The organism is Sphingobacterium sp. JUb56, assembly GCF_014191365.1.
Taxonomy (GTDB): Bacteria; Bacteroidota; Bacteroidia; order Sphingobacteriales; family Sphingobacteriaceae; genus Sphingobacterium; species Sphingobacterium anhuiense.
This window is the reverse complement of the sequence record NZ_JACHWL010000001.1, coordinates 3,714,934-3,733,170: the sequence shown is the minus strand read 5'-3', so window position 1 is coordinate 3,733,170 and position 18,237 is coordinate 3,714,934. Positions and strand designations below refer to the sequence as shown.

Genomic DNA, 18,237 nt, shown 5'->3' with positions numbered 1-18,237 from the left:
AATTCCCGTTTTATAATTCCATTTTTATGCGCTGAAGTATTTCGAAATAATCCGAGCAATTGTTAGATCAGTTTGTAAAAATACAAAAGCTTATGATAATATCATTTTACATTAATTGTTTGATAAAATATGGGAAATTGTTGTTTTATATGCCTTGATCGCAGGAATTAGTGCTGAAATAATACCAATTACACAGGCTAATAAAACAAAAATCAGTTCTATGGGATCGAGCTTAAATGCATCTATAAAGTCAGCACTTTGGCTTGTTTGTGTATTGATATAATAAAGCGCTATATGGGCGAAAATCAATCCTAAGAAACCACCAATTACAGTAATGACCATTCCCTCACAGATTACCAGAGAGAAAAGTTTGAGCTTGGAAGCACCTAATGTACGCATGATCGCTAAATCATATTTTCGTTGTTTTAAGGCATTGTATAAGCTGATAAAGACACTCAATCCAGCAATTGCCATGATGATATAAGCTAATATCTTTAATGAGTCAATTCCCACCCCTAAAAGAGAAAATAAACGTGTGCTCTCTATAGCTGGTGAGGCAGCCTGCATTTGCGTATTTTGTGCGATGTACTTAGGTAATACCGCAATTGCAGCTGGTGACCGGTACTGCACTAACAATGCCGTAATTTCAAGACCAGAAGAATGAATCATATCTGCACCAATTGATTTTACCATCATATTGGGTTCATGTTGATCCTCATCACGATGTTCCTCCTCTTCTGCTTCACCATGGTGATGGAGATGTGCGCTTTTCGTCTCTTCAAGATCCTCTTTAGCCTGTACTTCAGCAGGAGTTAATTCATGGTCATGATCGTGGTGTTCAATTCCATGTACATCCCAGACACTACTTAGACTAGTCAGTATGAGATTGTCCGTAATATTATTGTTGTATGCCAATATGCCTACAACAGTAAATGGTTGATCATCATGACTATGACCGCCTTTACTTAATCCATGTGAACTATGAATCTGATCTCCAATCTTAAGATTTTGCTTACGGGCAACATCAGTTCCGACAACAACTTCATAGTCTTTATCAAATAGCTTTCCTTGTTGTACTTTGGTTTCATACAAAGTAAGAAAGCTAGAATCCGTGCCTACTATACGATGCCCCCTATAGTTATCTCCCAATGATACAGGAACAGCCAATTTTATTAAAGGGTTATGTTGCAATTTTTCAGCTTCAGCCAAAGGGATATTACCAGTAGGATTGTCGATGTGATAAACACTGGATAGAATCAATTGTAAGGGACTTCCTTTAGCTCCGATTACTAAATCAATATTCTTACTATTATTTTCAAGTTGCTTTTCAAAGCTATCGCTGGTTATAGAAAGTACACATAGTATGGCAACACCAAAAGCAGTCAGTAATATGCTGAGTGCTGTTGAGCCTATTTGTTTACTAATATTTTTCCAAACTAATTGAATAGTATTCATGCTATTTGCTATTAGGATTGAGTGTATTTAAATCGTAAGTATTCGAAAAGTTATTTTTAATTCTTTTATCATGCGTAGCGATCAGGAGGGTAGCGCCCTGTTGATCGGCAATTTCCATTAATAACGATAATACCCTAGTTGTATTTTGATCATCCAATGATGCAGTAGGTTCGTCAGCAATTAAAAGCAAAGGCTTATTAATAACAGCACGTGCAATAGCGGCACGTTGTAATTGGCCTCGACTTAATTCCTGTGGATATGCATGGGCTTTATCAGACAATTGTAGTTTGTCTAGCACGCTTAAAACTTCATTTTTATTGACTGTTTTCTTTGCTAAAGACTGCGCAAGCTGAATGTTTTCAAGAATAGTTAAGTTTTTCAATAAATGGGCTTCTTGAAAAATAAAGCCGATATGTTGCGATCTAAATTTATCCATTTCAGATGTGCTCATGACATAGATATCTTTTTCATTAATCCAGACTTTTCCTGCTGTCGGTTTTGAAAGTCCCCCCAAAAGGTGAAGCAATGTTGTTTTACCAGTTCCTGAATTTCCAAGAAGCAGTGTATGTTGACCTTTTTGAATTTGAATAGCGGGAAATTTGATTGGTATACCTCCTTTGTATTGGAAGGAAAGTTCCTGTGTTGCTATGATTGGATTATTTGTCTGCATAGTATGATCATTCTTTCAGATGCTAAATTTAGCCTAATTCCTGAATATATATCGAATTGTTATGACATTATTACATCATATGTTTATTAATTATTAAGGCGCACTGCACTTAACATTTTAGCTGTTAATCAATTGTTAACATGTAAAAATGCGTATAGTACGTGTAAACGATGACGTTAACAATTCTTTAACACAGCACTAATGTAATAGTAATGTTAAGGTAATGTGCACGTAATATCGCGGTAATAGATTTGCAGAAACAAAAAAACAAATAAATTGAAACCACAATTAACACTTAAGAAATTTGTTGCTACTCTAATCTTATTGGTAATAGCGACAGCTGTTTTTGCACAAGGTAGTGGAAAAGTAGTTGGAAAAGTGAGTAACAGCAAAACCGGTGAGACTATTGCTGGAGTTACAGTGAAAATTTTGAATACTTCAAGAGCCGGGAGTACCGATGTAACTGGTAATTATAATATTCCAGGTCTTTCTGTTGGAAAGTATATATTGGAATTTAGTTATGTTGGGTATGGAACGAAGCAGATCTCAGACGTTGAAATAAAAAATAACGAGATTACAAGTCTTGATATTATCTTGGACAACTCAGAAGGTAATGTTTTAGAACAGGTTGTGATTAGAGGTACTTATAAAAAAGAATCTATCGGAGCTTTGTATGCACAGCAAAAGAATAGTATTTCAATATCAGATGGTATTTCTGCTGAAATAATTAAGAGAACTCCAGATAAGAATACCGGTGAAGTTTTAAAGCGCGTAAGTGGTGCAAGTGTTCAAGATAATAAATTTATTGTTATTAGAGGCTTAAGCGATCGCTATAATGCTGCTTTACTTAATAATAGCCCATTACCAAGCACTGAACCTGATCGAAAAGCCTTTTCATTCGATATTATTCCTTCCTCATTAATAGACAACATTGTTATCAGTAAAACAGCTACTGCAGATTTACCAGGTGATTTAACAGGAGGGGCCGTAAATGTTAAAACGAAAGATTTTCCAGATAGGAAGACAATGGAGATTAGTGTTGGACTAGGTGGTAATACTCAAACCACTTTTAAGGATTTCTATGGTAGTAAAAGAACAGTAGGTAATTATTTTGGAATCAAAAATCCAGATAATAATTTACCATCGACCTTTCCAAAAGATAGAGCAAGCTATACCGATTTAAATTTTGAACAGAAAGCTGAACATACCAAAGCATTTAAAAATACTTTTGGTTATGAAAAATTAGGAAAATCACTTCCTTATCAAAATTTACAGTTTATATATGGTAACTCCTATCGATTAAATAATGAAGGTAAATTGGGAGTTATAGCTTCTGTGACTTACCGCAATTCTGAGAGTATATCTAACGAAGTCCGAAATGATTTTAATGGTACAGATCAAGGTTTAAATAGTTATTACTTCAAGTATGAAGATACATACTATCGCTTCAACTCTTCAATAGGGGCCTTGGCTAATGTATCGTATCTAAAAGATAATTTTAAGATCTCGCTAAAAAATATCTACAATCAAAGTCTTGAACAGAATTTTATCAATAGAACGGGTATTCTAGACAATGAGTCATTGCGTAAAAGTACCTTATTGGAAGTACACCAAAAACGTATGTTAAACTCTGTCCTTGACGGAGAGTACTTGATGAATGCTGATAAGCAAACAAAATTGTCGTGGAATTTATCGTATAGTAATATGAATGATGATACTCCTGATTTAAGACAGTTGGCTTATACTAAAAATATAGCATATAAGGATGATCCCTCTGTTGCTTTTCAGGCAGCTATTCCAAGTGGATCTGCTACCTCCGAGCAAGCTGGAAAGTTTTACAGCAATTTGAATGAAAATATTTACAGCGGAGCTCTTAATTGGTCTCAAGGAGTTAATTTACTAGGTTCGGCAAAAACTGTAAAAATTGGCGTGTTCAAGCAGTACAAAAATAGAGAGATGAATGCACGTGTTTTAGGTTTTGTTAATAAAAGCGAAGATTATACAGAATTTAATAGGTTGTTGCAGTTACCTCAAGATCAGTTGTTTGCAGAAGAAAATATCGCTAAGGATAAGTTTTTTATAGATGATATCACCAATCCAACGAATAGCTTCGAAGGTATTGGGGATCTCAATGGTGGATATGGTATGCTATCAGGGAATGTTTCTGAAAAGTTAAAAGCAACTGTTGGGTTAAGAGTCGAAAATTATATTGAAAAACTCAAGACTGGATCCATTTCTGGTGTAGATAATAATGTAAACAATTCGTATACTGATCTCTTACCATCATTAAATTTGACTTATGAATTGAATCCCAAAACTAATTTAAGATTCAGTTTTTCAAATACAGTAGCAAGAGCGCAATTTCGTGAACTGGCAGCATTCAGCTTTTATGATTTCGTAACAGGTAATGTGAAAATTGGTAATCCTAATTTGAAAAGAACCAGAATATCTAATTTAGATCTTCGCTATGAATTTTATCCAAGTCTAGGGAAATTGTTTTCGGTTTCGGCATTTTACAAAAATTTAACCGATCCCATCGAATCTAACATTATAGCAGGATCTACATCCGCAAGTAAATCGATGTCTTTTACTAATGCGCCTAAAGCATATATTATGGGGGGAGAAGTTGAGATTAGACATGATTTAGGAATTTTCAACCAAGATTCGGAAATCTTAAAGAGTTTGACATTCAGTGCAAATGCTTCTTTAATTAAATCTGAAGTCAATTTTGAAGGCACAGAATCGCTGTTAGAAAATAAACGATCGTTATATGGTCAGTCCCCTTATTTATTAAATACTGGTCTTCAGTACTCGAGTAAAGGTGGATGGGAATCAAGTATCTTTTTTAATAGAATTGGACGTAGAATTGATATCGTTGGATTTGGTAACTACGTGAATGGCGAGTTTAAAGACGAATATGCTACAATTTATGAAGCGCCTAGAAGTATGCTGGATTTTCAATTAGCAAAGAAAATCATTGCAAATAAAGCCGAACTAAAATTTAATGCAGGTAATATATTAAATAGCAAAGTAGTTTTTTATCAAGATATTGATAAGAGTGGTAAATATAATATTGATAGTGATCAACTAATTAACTCAGTGAAATACGGTAGAAATTTCTCACTATCATTTAGTTATAAATTTTAAAGATTAAATCATTATTTCTTAACATTAAGGTTACAACAAACGAATAGTTTTACAAAAAAATTAGATTATGAAATTGAATCGATCAACAAAGTGGTTTGCATTAGCAGCAGTAGCAACTTCAGTAACTTTTGCAAGTTGTAGTAAATCTGATAATAATCCAGTAACTCCTCCAACTCCAGGAACAAAGAAAGAAGCGGTTATTGAAGGAAAGATTTCAAAACGTAGAGTGTTAAGTGCCGATACGACATACTTATTAAGAGCATATGTACAAGTAGTAGATGGTGGTACATTAGAAATTCCAGCTGGCACGGTCATTAAAGGTGAAAAAGCAACTAAAGGAGCTTTGATCATAGAAAGAGGCGGTAAAATCCAAGCAAATGGTACAGCTGAAAAACCAATTGTTTTCACATCAGATCAAACAGATGGTAACAGAGATAAAGGAGATTGGTCAGGTATTATTATTTGTGGGAAATCTCTTGTGAATACTTCTACCGGAACAGCTCAATATGAAGGTGGGACTCTAGGTGCTACTATTGCAAACTACGGTGGCGGTGCAACTCCTGTGTTAGATGACAATTCAGGTGAATTGACATATGCTCGTATTGAATTTGCAGGTATTGCTATTGAAAAAGATAAGGAAATCAATGGTTTAACTCTTTGTGCCGTTGGTTCTGGAACCAAAATCAATCACATTCAGGTTTCATATGGAGGTGATGATTCATTTGAGTTTTTCGGGGGTACGGTCAATGCTACTCATTTAATTGCTTACCGTGGCGTAGATGATGATTTCGATTTTGACCAAGGTTACAATGGTAAGATCCAATATGGTATTTCTATAAAAGATCCTATTATTGCAGATGCCGCCGGTACTTCAAGAGGAATTGAATTAGAGAATAAGGGTACAGTATCAAATAATCAATATACGAGACCGATATTGTCAAACTTTACTTTTGTTGGTCCTGGGACTGAGTCTTCAGCTACTCATGGTGCAGGTATTCACTTCGGATTAAATAGCCGTATGGTATTAGCAAATTCAATTATTGTAGGAGCTAAAACAAGTGCAGTTGAATTTAATTCAGATTTTCCTGCTGCTGAATTGAAAGCAGGTCGTTCTATCTTATCAAATAATATGGTGTTTGGTAATGTTGCTAACTACGGATTAAAAGATGTTACTTCATTTGCCTCAGTTGCTGATTTAACAGGTTATTTAAATGGATTTGGAGACTTCGCAGTTACATCTGTTGCAACAGCAGGTTTAACAGGTACCAGTCTTTCAGCTCCAAACTTGTTGTTAAAATCTGATTCTCCTGCACTAGGAAAAGCGAAATATGAAGGTGATTTAGCAAGTTTAACAAAAGAAACTTTTATTGGTGCAATGGGCACAACAGACTGGACTAAAGGCTGGGCTAGTTGGGATCCTAAAAATAATAAATACTAAAATAAATATAATATGAAACAAGAAAAATCCTGAAAAATTCAGGATTTTTCTTGTTTATTTTGATAGTATTTCGTTTTATATATAAATAATATAGATTATTAGAAGAATGTTAAGAAGAATCAGTTATTTTTTTAGGTTAACTCCTTTAATGCTTTTGCTTTTGTCGTGCAGCAAGAATGACAAAGTTGAAAACTCAAAAGAACCAATTGAAGTAAGAAAGACAAAAGCCTCTGCAATTACGGATGTAAACGAGCAAAATGCTAATAAAAATTGGAAATGGGATGATCCTACTTTAACAAATGTAAAATTGTATTTTAAACCAAAGGTGAATGGGGTGCCCAGCCCGTCTATTGAGCGACCTTTACCATGGTTTACTTTTGGTAATCCATTAAATAATTCGGATAAGGATTATCGTTCTGAGTTGGGTTGGGTATTATATCTAAAAGATTTTGGTACGCCGGATCGACCAGCGCAAACACCATTTTTTGCGTTATATAATAGATACTCTGGTATTTTGAGATTTTTTGTATATAATTATAGAACACAAGATCTCAGTGAGGGATCTAAAACTTATTATATAGGAAAGTTAAGTTATACCAATCCTGATAAACACAATGGTACCCTATCATTTTTAGCTCCGCCGGAACAATTTGTTTTAGATAAAGAAGATAAGGATAATTCCCTTGTTTGTGTTACGAAAAAGAATTCGAGCGATATTTGGATGAATTTTGACTTTTTACTTGCGAAACCTGCTGAATTAGCTCAAACTCCAGTCGAAAGTGTCAAATTAAATCTAAGCATATTTGGAGCTAATGAAACGGAAATGAATTTAGGATCAGACTTCTCGAACATTACTGCTAAATCTGTAGTTGGAGGGGCTGGTAAATCTTCTGATTTTTCTAAATTTGTTAATGGTGGTGTGGAATATACTACATCTGGGTCGGCTTTATTGGAGTCGATAAATAAGCTACAGGAATCATCTAGCTCAAAAGTCCAATCAAAAGCGGATTTATCAGTAAAAGCAGGAAATAGTTCAGAAACTTCTAGGCTTCGAGCTGTAATCCCTGTGGCTACTGTTGCAACGGCCGTAAGTGTTGTAAAAGGATTATTTGGTTTTGTAAAATCTTTTGTTGGAGGAACAAAATCTGGTACAAATACACAATCTTCATTGCAATATAATGGTATTGTGAAGACAACAGGATCAGCTATTCTTTCTAACAATTTGTATAATTTACAATTTAGTTTAGAAAAATCTGATCCGACATCTTCTGGTTATTATGTTCCTCTTTACGAATATCCAATTGGAATTTTAAGGGCTTTACCTCCAATTTCAGATACATATGGAACAGGAATTTATTTTGAAGAGAACGAATACTTTTGTGGTAAGCCAATGCCGTTGGATGTTTTGAAACAAGCATCATATGCAATTAAGCGTAATGCTTTGCAGAATATCTATCGAGATTTTACAAGTGAGTATCGAGGACTCGAACCATATGTTAGACTAGATAGTATAAATTTAACTTTAGTAAATCGTATGTATTCCGGTGATGGATTACCAACTTCATTTGTTTATTTTCCAAAAGGAGCTACTCCAATTGAGCCAAGAAATTATGACATCATGAATGAATTTACATTTCCAGATAGTAGGAATTCTGGTTGGCGAAATTATTACCCATTCACGCAATTAGGACAAGAATTCTTTTACGTGAAAAAATGGTATTATCCTAATTCTGTTTATGCAGAGAATATATTTGGAGATGTCTTTGCTCAAAGAAATAAACCTGCATTGGGGATATATATAAAATTTACGATTACAGATCCGAACTATCCTGACAACGAATCAAGAGAGCGAGTGATCTTCAAAGTAGTAGATTTAAATAGAAGCAGTAAACAAAAAACGAATATCAAAGGTTGTCCAGTCATAGGGTATAATTAGTCATTATTTAATGATAGAAATCCTTCCTACTAGACTGGTTCTAAAAAGTGTGTGAAGATATTCAATGTTTTGAAGATAATGAGTTCGGTATTCCGCCGGACTCATTCATTTTAAATTGGGTGTTATTTTTAAATTAAGTATTATTTGGAACAAAATATTTATGTTCAATCGAAACTATCGAACTCACATTAGAAATAATACTAGTTTCTAGCTGAGTTGATTTTGTAAACATCAACACTGACAAAAATAAGATAGAAAAATCACGTAATTATTTCAGTTCACTATTCGAATGGTAAATAACTGAACTTTTATTGAATTTTCTTTATAATATTTCATTAACTTATTTAGGTTCATAATGATAAACCACCTGATAAGACTCGTTCTTTAATTTATCTGCCATTTGTCCAATATCTAAATTCTGTTCTTGTGGTGTCGGCTCGCACAGCGAATAATATTTACCATTGTACAAAATAGCATCGCCAATAGGTTTATCAAATTGAACCGCCATCGTGATGTGAGTTGGGAATAACAATGTAATCATTGGCAGATTGTAAATCTCTTTGACCAAATAAAAAAATAAAGCAGCCCGATCATCACAATCACTATAAGAGCTTGTTAATGTTTCCTCTGGGGAGAGCCTTTTCTCTTTACCAAAATTAACATCATCATTTTCATAGAGGAATGCATAACGTGTAAAGCGCATAAGATAATCAACACCTTTTGTCGTATCCATTTTTTTAATATTCTCCTTCAATACCGGAATGAGTGTCCGATAAGTTTCATGACTAAGTGGAATATTAAAATAAGTTTCAAAATTTACCCCAGGATAATTCGCAAAGATTTTATTGACATCATTATTGATTTTTACCTTAAAATGGTATAATCGCTCATTATATTTGAAATTGATTTTTTTATCCACGTAATTTTGGGGATTAAAATCAGGCATCTGAGTTACCTTATAACTGAAGTCATTCACCGCTTCAGTAATTTTCAAAGAGACTGGTTTGTAAATGCCATTACGTTGAAATAACTTTCCATAATCATGATAATTCAGACAAGTATATTGATTGCCATCAACAGAAAAAAATGGAATATCAGCAATATCTTCGTTATTCTTTATATAAAATATAATTTGATTATTTCCCACGGCAAGACGCGCATCATAACCAGATTTACACATCAAGTACCATTTATATAAAGTGTACCGACTATAATTTTCCTGTTTGGGGCTTATTGCTTGCGCTGTCTGACGTACGAGCTGATAGTAGATCCAATCATTTAGATGGTGTTTCTGCTTGTAAGCAAGTAATGAATTTACGACCATAGAGTCGGTCGACGATTCTATCTTTTTATAAAAATCAAGAATATGATTTTCGTTTACCTCAGTCGGAAAATCTATTATAAATGATGAATCTGCAGAAAACAAAAATTGGGTATTATAGAAATCAACTTTGTATTCTTGCGCATAGCTTTCTCGCTTCTGCATAAAGATAAATAGCAGTGAAAGAACGCTTGCGACCAAATATGAAGATAGAAATTTCAATTCCTTAACAATTTATTAATAATGAAGTTACATAAAAATAACATCAAAAGAAAGACCTAAATTCATTACTTACAGCTAAATGACGTGAGAGATCCACAATAAGGTAGTGTGATGCAGTTTTCGAACTATAAATTCTTGTATGAAGAAGGATTGGATCGTAAAATTGAGTTTGGTTGTAAAGGACAATTTGTGGATAGAAAATTCAATGCAATAGTTTTTAACCATGGTCCAATCACTGATCGTACATTGAATAGTGATTAGGTAAATGATTGAGATCAATTATTCAAAAGTTCTAACTTAACTTCAAAACTTTTCGAAATAACAACAGGCCGTGTTCAAAATTGAGATTCTTATTGGTAAAAGAAAGGGTTGATTGGGCGGAGATTGAAATAAAGAATTTTTTTTAAAAACTATACCGTATTATTGAAGTAAAATATTGTCGGTTGGTGCCAATTTTTCTTACTTGTATTCCTCGTAAAGATTATGAAGCATAGAAACACTCTTTACAAAAACAAGAGGATCGAGCAAGTTAGAGGTGGCTTCCGAATTATTGTTAAATACTGATCTTAGTTACTTGTTAAATAGGAAAGGTTGGAACGTGACTTCCTCTGCTGATATTATAAAAAACTGTCTCAACTTTAGGTTTTATTTCAAGGGCTAATATTCATGAAAAAATTTGGTATCAGCTTGAAGGCTCATAATCTATCAAATCCAGATTTGCGTTTAAAAAGAAAGGTAGATAACATGGGGGAATATTGTATCCAATTCTTATAAAAGAGGTATAGATCAAAGTTTGAGTCTGTCATATAAGTTTTAATATTTAAATAATACTAACTTAATAATTATTTGTTTTTAAAAAATTAATTTTATAAAAAATAAGTCATCATAAAAAATAAATTCTTTATTGTTTCAATAATTTCAATAGTTGTATTTGCATCTTTTTAACCTCTTAAAGAGAAATTATTAATAATCTCTCTTTAATTTTTTTTAACCATTTATTTTAGTTTATGAAAGTAAAAATTTTACTATGCTTCCTCTTTTCGTTATTTATCCTTTCTGTTAAGAGTCAGGTGTTGTCTGAAAAGTATCATGTTTTATATTATATTGGAAATAGTCTAATCGAGGTTCAAAATAATTTATGTACCGCAGTAAAAAATGCAGAAACTGGTTCTAATAGGATAAAGGCCAATATCATGACCGTTAACAAGTATCCGGGAAAGTCAGTTCTTAAAATTGGCAACGAATATTACTATGTTTCAGCTTCTTATGATTATAGGAACTCTGATGAAGATCAGATGTTCAATTCAAATAATATTACGGTTTTAACCGAATATTCTAAAGACACGGACAACGATGGTTTGATAGACCATTGCGAAGTGTTGTCTGAAAAGTATCATGTTTTATATTATATTGGAAATAGTCTAACCGAGGTTCAAAATAATTTATGTACCGTAATAAAAAATGGATATGTTTCCGGTAAGAGAAAGGCTAATATCATGGTTGTTCACAAATACCCGGAAAAATCAATTCTTAAAATTGGAGAAGATTATTATTATGTCTACTCCTCTTTTGATTATAGACACTCTGATGAAGATGAGACGTTCAATTCAAATAATATTACGGTTTTAACAGAATATTATAAAGATGCGGATAACGATGGTGTTATAGATTATTGTGATTTATGTAAATCTCAAGTAGGTACTACAGAAAATGAGGGCTGTGCAGTACCGAAATATCACAAATTGTATAAAGTTGGCACGTCAATAGCGAATATTGAGAACCAACTTTGTAATATATTAAATCTACCTGAAACTGATAATTCGAGTACTTATAATGCAAATATTTATCTTGGGGGTACTTATAAAATTGGCGTAATTTTAAAGGTGGATGGAATTTACTATGTAGTAAGGAATGTATATGATACTAGCATAGCCACTCCGGATCTTAATCTCTATCCAGATCAAATAGAGACGATTGCTCAATTTGCAAAAGATGAGGATAAAGATGGTGTCTTGGATTTATGTGATAATTGTAGAGCTCAGGCTGGCCCAAAATCAAATAACGGTTGCCCTTTGGGACTTCCAGATTTGAGCTTTGATATTAATAGTACGACTGTATTTAGTGGATGTACAGATTGTTCTTCATTTCTAACAAGTTTAGGGTCAAAGAAATTAATTGTGTACAAAGTTGGAGCAGGACTAACCTTTAATACTTATATTAATAATTCGGGTGCATCAGATAGCAAGGGATTTAATGTTGGAGTATATATATCTAAAGATACTAACATAAGTACAGATGATATGAAGCTTTCTCAAATAGTATTTCCTGTTAATCCAATTTCATCTCAAGGGGTAAGCGGAGTGGGCGGAACTATTTATGGAACATCACTTAACAAATTAGCTTTTGGAGATTATTATATACTTTTAAAAGCAGATGATCAAAATATAATTTCTGAAATTAATGAAACAAATAATACCCTAATACTTCCTCTTAGATATCTGGAAAAGCCTAATTAATTATATTTTAGTTTAAAAGATGAAAAATTTTATCGTTATTTTTGCTCTTGCAACTAGTGTAGTTGCTGGATGTTCGTCTAATGAATTGATCATAGACAAAGTAAATACAGAAAATACTGGAATGGTTATAGAAAATGATCATTTGAATATTGACTTTATAAAAAATAAAGCAAAGCTATTTGTCGCTATACCCGAAAATAGAAAAATTCAAGATTATTCGATTTTCTTATTCAAGAAAACCAATCAAGACTGGCTATCAATTAATGATGCAACCGGATTAAATAATAATGAAAGTTATTATTATACAGTAGCAATTGATTCGAATAAAACTGATTATGTAATAGAGCTTTCATCCCAAATGTCAACCCTTGGAGCCTCTAACTCTGATAAACAAAGTATAAATATTAAATCTATATTGGTACCACACGATAAATTAGAAGAGATTAGAAAACGCGGTGTTAACTTGTTCGATTATACACAAATTATTGCACGGGATTAGACTTTTGCTTCAGTAGTTTAAATCCTTATAGTATGTTACAATTAACAAAATTCCTGCGAACCGTGGGAATTTTGTTTGTTGCATTTATAGAAAGCTGTCTTGGTACCACGATTTCGATTGTCAATTAATCTGTATTACTTTAAATCTTCTAAGTGGTCACCATCCTGTTGAGAATGTCTTCCAACATTCACCCTATCCTATATTTTATCAGTTGTAATGACTTGAAAATTATTGCTTTGTCCAATAGGTTTATCAAATTGAGCGGCAAGAGTAACATGAGTTGAATACCGAAGTGCTATCATGGGTAAGTCATAGATTTCTTTGACTAAATAGAAGAAAAGGGCAGCTCGGTCGTCACAATCGCTCATATCATTAATTAATGTCTGTTCGGGCGCAAAGCGTTTTTCGGCCCCGTAAATTTCGCGGTCATCTTCATAAAGAAAAGCATACCTAGTGAACTGCGTTAAATAGTCAATTCCCTTTTTTGTTGGCATTTTCGATGTATACTGTTTTAAATAAGGCATTATAGACTCATAAGTTTCTTTACTCAATGGAATATTGAAACATGTCTCAAAGTCTACAATTGGGTAATTTGCAAAGATATCATTCACTTCTGTGTTGACCTTTAATTTGAAATGATATGCTTTACCATTATACTTAAAACAAATATCTTTATGTACATAGCTATCGGGTCTAAAATCAGGAAGCTTAGTGACTTTATACCGTTTTCTAGATATAAAATTTTAGAATTTGGAAGATTTTGTAGCAGTAATTTCAATCTACTAGTCTTTTTATCCAACCATAAATAATAGAGGAGCCGTCCAATGACTTTGACCATGTTTATTGCGCGCTCTAACTTGAAAATAGATATAGTGGCCAGGAGTAAATCCTGAATAATACGCCCTGAACGAGTTTGTTTTATAGAATATTTCTCCCCATTGTGGGAGTCCATACGAGTCAACCTCTGTTGCAAACCTATAATCATAAAACATATCCCGTCCTACAGGTTTAAATCCAAAGGCGACTTCACCACTTGTACGTCCATCACAAAGAAATGGGGCGGATGGAGTATTAGGAACTTGGCCTTTACGTTTTTTGGTGAGTACAGGGAAACCCGAACTGTGTAGTAAAGATAACTTTCCATCACAGACTAAATTGACGTAAGCAACAAGCTGTTGCAGCAGTTCACAGAGTTTCCGCTTACTTTCTCGTTTATGAGACTTCTTTTCTCGGCTTCCGCTTTCAGCCTCGATCACTTTCTTCTGGTAATCTTGGTAAGCATCTTCAATAGTTGGCAGTGGCAAAGTCGGATTAATAAAGACAGTAGAATTCTTCATGCACGATAAAATATACCTTGCTTTTACAAGTAGTTTTTCGTCAGTATATCGAATAAAATTGGCTTTTGCACGAATATATTTCATCAGAATATCATCTAGGTTTAATCACTAAAATAACTCTTTTTTGCTATACCTCACAATTGAAACGATAGATAGTAAAGATTATACGCGATGCAACGGCTCTTCACGCAATGGAATTCCTAACAGACGGAAAGGCCGAATTCTTCCGCACTATTTCCGATACCCTGAGCATAGTGGGGAGATCATTTTGCGCCATTGCAATTCAGTGATACCGTACTTTTGAATGCTATCTTCTAGTTTCTTTGTAATGATGAAGAGGAACAGGAAGGTTTCTTCTTACAACAAGCTTATATCTCCCAACGGCTTGATTATATTGCGCGATCTCTCGTAGATAGTTCTACGTAACATGCTTTTAAGGAAATAGTTATTTACTCACAGGAGGAATAAGTTTATTGAAAGGAAAGTGTTTGGAGCCATTCACCAGTCTGTCAAGATAAAAGTAAACTCCTGTATTGTCTCGTTGCAGGCAGGGAGATAATTTTCTTTTGACTTATTTATGTTCAACCATCTTGGCGGACTTATATTTCAAGAAAATGTAGCGCATCATCTTAAGAGCATCATCGATTTGCGACACAACAATATAGCTACGCCATAGCATGTGATGGTACCGTCATCCCTCGGCAACATAAATCAATTGCTCTTCGAATCCATGTTACGTAGAAAAGTAAAAAAGATCACACTAAAAAAACAAAATTTTTTCTCAGCCAAAGCATTATTATCTCATGATCTTAGTATTAAATTTTACCTGTTACTATTGTATATTATCTGTAGGAAATAATATACATGTAGCTGTATCCTTACTTTAATTTAACTCATTGAAACACAGGTGTAAAAGAGGTAAGATATTTGACGCAAGTTTGACCATATTATAACTTAAAGAAATGGAAACAAATATTTCTACAAAATTTGTTGCTGAACTAATTGGAACTTTTGGTTTGGTACTATTTGGTTGTGGTGCAGCGGCTGTTGCCGGCGCTACGACTTTAGGCGGATTGTCGGGATTGGGATTACTGGGGATCGCGCTAGCATTCGGTTTATCCGTTGTTGTTTTTGCCTATGCGATAGGCGGCATTAGTGGGTGTCACATCAACCCCGCAGTAACAATCGGTGTACTTGTTGCGGGAAAGATTACTGCGAAAGATGCTGTTGTTTATATTGTAGCACAATTAATAGGAGCATTATTAGGTGCTTTTGTTCTACAGCAAATTCTAGGAGGACAGCTAGCGGGTTTCTCTCCAGGTGAATGGGCATATGGCTCGAATGGATGGGGGAAAGGCTATCAGAATGAATACGGCACATCCGCCGCATTTTTAACAGAGGCTGTTTTAACCTTTATCTTTTTATTTGTCATCTTAGCGACTACCTCCAAAATTGGAAATTCCACTATGGCTGGTTTGGCTATAGGGCTGACCTTAGTTTTGATTCATTTAGTTGCCATTCCCATCACAGGTACTTCAGTCAATCCAGCACGTAGTTTTGGTCCAGCTATACTAGCTGGGGGCCAAGCCCTTTCACAACTTTGGTTATTTATTGTAGCCCCTATTGTAGGAGCTATAATTGCCGCAGTCGTTTAGCGTGCTCTTGAACCTAAAGGGAATTAAAACTTTTATATCATGATATTGGATAGCTTCATTGAAAAATGAAGCTATTTTTTTATCTTCTTGTTTCGATGATAGAACAATTTTAGGAGCACACTTTTTTGAAGTATCGCTTTTTAATTTTGTGACGGAGGTACAAAATTTGTATCTTCGTACAATGGAAAATTTTATTGTTTCTGCTCGTAAATATCGCCCGGTCACCTTCGACTCGGTTGTCGGTCAGCAACACATCACCGGTACACTTAAGAATGCTATTCATAACAATCAGTTAGCACAAGCATTTTTGTTCTGTGGACCAAGAGGTGTGGGTAAAACAACTTGCGCGCGTATTTTAGCAAAAACAATAAATTGTGAAAACATTTCAGATATTAGCGAAGCCTGTGGTGTATGTGATAGCTGTAAATCTTTTCAGAATGGTAATTCATTTAGCATTCATGAATTAGATGCAGCATCAAACAACTCAGTAGACGATATCCGAAATTTGATTGATCAAGTACGTATTCCACCACAAGTGGGTAAGTTTAAGATCTATATCATCGATGAGGTTCATATGCTGTCGCAGCAGGCATTCAATGCTTTCCTAAAAACATTGGAAGAACCACCTGCCTATGCCATATTTATCTTAGCAACTACAGAAAAACATAAAATCTTACCGACGATTTTATCACGTTGTCAGATTTTTGATTTTAACCGTATCCGTGTTGAAGATATGGCCAATCACTTGGCCAACATTGCAACACGTGAAAGTATTCAGTACGATCAAGATGGCCTTCATATCATCGCTCAAAAAGCAGATGGAGGACTTCGTGATGCATTATCGATGTTTGATCAAATCGTTAGTTTTTCAAATAAGCAGGTCACTTATCAAGCAGTTATTGATAATCTGAATATTTTAGATTACGATTACTTCTTTAAATTGACAGATGCTATATTGATTGAAAATCCAGCAGATACCTTATTAATATTAAATGATATTTTAAATAATGGTTTTGATGGTAGTCATTTTATTTCAGGTTTAGCATCGCATTTCAGAAATCTATTGGTTGCAAAAGAACCGTCTACCTTAAAGTTGTTAGAAGTAAGTGAAAGTATAAGAGCTAAGTATTTGGATCAAGCACGTAAATCTTCAACGGGATTATTATTATCAGCATTGAATATTGCTAATCAATGTGAGATTAATTATAAAACAAGTAAGAATCAGCGGCTTCAGGTAGAATTAGCACTTTTAAAAATATGTCACTTATCAAGTGCTATTAAGTTAAGCCAGATTGGAACCCTTCAGGCTCCCAATACTGTTGAAGGATTAAAAAAAAAACTCCCTAATGTAGCTCCAGCCACAGAAACAGCTGTCGTTGATGCAAAACCCTCATTACCAGTAGTAGATAAAAATATTGCTATAACTCCGATTGCAGTACCTCCTGCAACACCAGTAGTAGAACAAACGAAAAGCCCAGAAGTCTCTAACTTACCGCCTAAAGTGAAAAAGGGTGGGTGGGGAGCTTCCAAAAGTTCTATGCCATCACTACCCGATCTAAATTCAATTTTTGAATCTAAAACTGAAGAAGAAGATAGTAATGAGCCGAGTTTAGTTAAAGGTACTGAAGAGGAAGTAGTGACTTATGAAAAATTTATCCAATTCTGGAAAACGTTGGCAACAGATATAAAAAAGCAAAATAAGATTAATCTGTATACCCTCATGACAGCTGTGCCCCCAAAGTTAGTTGGAAATCAAATAGAGGTAGATGTGGAGAATATGGTCCAGATGGATGTTCTGAATATGGCAAAGGTAGATTTATTAAATTTCCTTCGTCCTGCACTGCATAATTTTTCACTAGATCTACGTGGTATTGTTATGGAGCATGATGTTGTACGTAAACCTTATACCTCGCAAGAGAAATATCAAGCTATGGTACAGAAGAATCCACTTTTAGAAACGTTAAGAAAAGAGCTTAATTTGGGACTAAGTTAAAACTTAGACCAACTTTTTCTTGCACTAACCCATATTTCTTTTTGTATC

General features: G+C 34.1%; 12 protein-coding genes. 7 read left to right on the top strand and 5 right to left on the bottom strand.

Translation table 11 applies throughout. The features are described 5' to 3' along the window. Nucleotides 1-111 precede the first annotated feature (111 nt). Entirely contained in the window at nucleotides 112-1,455 is a 1,344-nt protein-coding gene (locus FHR29_RS15925) for an ABC transporter permease (protein ID WP_183915728.1), read from the bottom strand. A gap of 1 nt (nucleotide 1,456) precedes the next feature. Beyond that, nucleotides 1,457-2,125 (bottom strand): ABC transporter ATP-binding protein, encoded by a 669-nt coding sequence (locus FHR29_RS15920; protein ID WP_183915726.1) that lies wholly within the window; start codon nucleotides 2,123-2,125, stop codon nucleotides 1,457-1,459. Between the two features lie 276 nt (nucleotides 2,126-2,401). Between FHR29_RS15920 and FHR29_RS15915 the strand changes: the two genes are divergently transcribed. The 3 genes from FHR29_RS15915 to FHR29_RS15905 all read left to right on the top strand — a co-directional run bounded on the left by FHR29_RS15915 (nucleotide 2,402) and on the right by FHR29_RS15905 (nucleotide 8,646). Continuing rightward, nucleotides 2,402-5,272, top strand: a complete 2,871-nt coding sequence (locus tag FHR29_RS15915; RefSeq protein WP_183915724.1) for a TonB-dependent receptor — start codon at nucleotides 2,402-2,404, stop codon at nucleotides 5,270-5,272. Between the two features lie 67 nt (nucleotides 5,273-5,339). Beyond that, complete coding sequence (locus FHR29_RS15910) at nucleotides 5,340-6,710, top strand: hypothetical protein (RefSeq protein WP_021188152.1); 1,371 nt, start codon at nucleotides 5,340-5,342, stop codon at nucleotides 6,708-6,710. Nucleotides 6,711-6,816: 106 nt separating this feature from the next. Further along, nucleotides 6,817-8,646 carry a hypothetical protein gene (locus FHR29_RS15905; protein WP_183915722.1) on the top strand — a complete coding sequence of 610 codons (1,830 nt, stop codon included), beginning with the start codon at nucleotides 6,817-6,819 and terminating at the stop codon, nucleotides 8,644-8,646. Between the two features lie 340 nt (nucleotides 8,647-8,986). Here the strand turns inward: FHR29_RS15905 and FHR29_RS15900 are convergent, their stop codons facing one another. Continuing rightward, the gene (locus FHR29_RS15900) at nucleotides 8,987-10,132 is read right to left on the bottom strand and encodes a hypothetical protein (protein WP_183915720.1); all 1,146 of its coding nucleotides are present in this window, start codon (nucleotides 10,130-10,132) and stop codon (nucleotides 8,987-8,989) included. A gap of 1,064 nt (nucleotides 10,133-11,196) precedes the next feature. Between FHR29_RS15900 and FHR29_RS15895 the strand changes: the two genes are divergently transcribed. Beyond that, the gene (locus FHR29_RS15895) at nucleotides 11,197-12,705 is read left to right on the top strand and encodes a CARDB domain-containing protein (RefSeq protein ID WP_183915718.1); all 1,509 of its coding nucleotides are present in this window, start codon (nucleotides 11,197-11,199) and stop codon (nucleotides 12,703-12,705) included. A 19-nt stretch (nucleotides 12,706-12,724) separates the two neighbouring features. Next, nucleotides 12,725-13,204 carry a hypothetical protein gene (locus tag FHR29_RS15890; RefSeq protein WP_183915716.1) on the top strand — a complete coding sequence of 160 codons (480 nt, stop codon included), beginning with the start codon at nucleotides 12,725-12,727 and terminating at the stop codon, nucleotides 13,202-13,204. A gap of 197 nt (nucleotides 13,205-13,401) precedes the next feature. On the opposite strand, the gene FHR29_RS15885 is transcribed toward FHR29_RS15890, so the two are convergent. Both FHR29_RS15885 and FHR29_RS15880 read right to left on the bottom strand, forming a co-directional pair. Then, a complete protein-coding gene (locus FHR29_RS15885) occupies nucleotides 13,402-13,698 on the bottom strand; it encodes a hypothetical protein (protein ID WP_221197861.1) in 297 nt (98 codons plus the stop codon). Nucleotides 13,699-13,995: 297 nt separating this feature from the next. Then, nucleotides 13,996-14,625: a hypothetical protein gene (locus tag FHR29_RS15880; protein WP_183915712.1), complete on the bottom strand. Its 630-nt coding sequence runs from the start codon at nucleotides 14,623-14,625 to the stop codon at nucleotides 13,996-13,998. Between the two features lie 878 nt (nucleotides 14,626-15,503). Here FHR29_RS15880 and FHR29_RS15875 point away from each other — a divergent pair. Both FHR29_RS15875 and FHR29_RS15870 read left to right on the top strand, forming a co-directional pair. Then, on the top strand, nucleotides 15,504-16,196 hold the full coding sequence (locus tag FHR29_RS15875) for an MIP family channel protein (protein ID WP_183915710.1): 693 nt from the start codon (nucleotides 15,504-15,506) through the stop codon (nucleotides 16,194-16,196). 181 nt (nucleotides 16,197-16,377) lie between these two features. Beyond that, nucleotides 16,378-18,189 carry a DNA polymerase III subunit gamma/tau gene (locus FHR29_RS15870; RefSeq protein WP_183915708.1) on the top strand — a complete coding sequence of 604 codons (1,812 nt, stop codon included), beginning with the start codon at nucleotides 16,378-16,380 and terminating at the stop codon, nucleotides 18,187-18,189. The last annotated feature ends 48 nt before the right edge of the window (nucleotides 18,190-18,237 follow it).

Coding starts and splice junctions, on each gene's coding strand:
- FHR29_RS15870 (WP_183915708.1), top strand. CDS start 16,378: ATGGAAAATTTTATTGTTTCTGCTCGTAAATATCGCCCGGTCACCTTC.
- FHR29_RS15885 (WP_221197861.1), bottom strand. CDS start 13,698: ATGCCAACAAAAAAGGGAATTGACTATTTAACGCAGTTCACTAGGTAT.
- FHR29_RS15920 (WP_183915726.1), bottom strand. CDS start 2,125: ATGCAGACAAATAATCCAATCATAGCAACACAGGAACTTTCCTTCCAA.
- FHR29_RS15900 (WP_183915720.1), bottom strand. CDS start 10,132: ATGCAGAAGCGAGAAAGCTATGCGCAAGAATACAAAGTTGATTTCTAT.
- FHR29_RS15895 (WP_183915718.1), top strand. CDS start 11,197: ATGAAAGTAAAAATTTTACTATGCTTCCTCTTTTCGTTATTTATCCTT.
- FHR29_RS15905 (WP_183915722.1), top strand. CDS start 6,817: ATGTTAAGAAGAATCAGTTATTTTTTTAGGTTAACTCCTTTAATGCTT.
- FHR29_RS15875 (WP_183915710.1), top strand. CDS start 15,504: ATGGAAACAAATATTTCTACAAAATTTGTTGCTGAACTAATTGGAACT.
- FHR29_RS15910 (WP_021188152.1), top strand. CDS start 5,340: ATGAAATTGAATCGATCAACAAAGTGGTTTGCATTAGCAGCAGTAGCA.
- FHR29_RS15925 (WP_183915728.1), bottom strand. CDS start 1,455: ATGAATACTATTCAATTAGTTTGGAAAAATATTAGTAAACAAATAGGC.
- FHR29_RS15890 (WP_183915716.1), top strand. CDS start 12,725: ATGAAAAATTTTATCGTTATTTTTGCTCTTGCAACTAGTGTAGTTGCT.
- FHR29_RS15880 (WP_183915712.1), bottom strand. CDS start 14,625: ATGAAATATATTCGTGCAAAAGCCAATTTTATTCGATATACTGACGAA.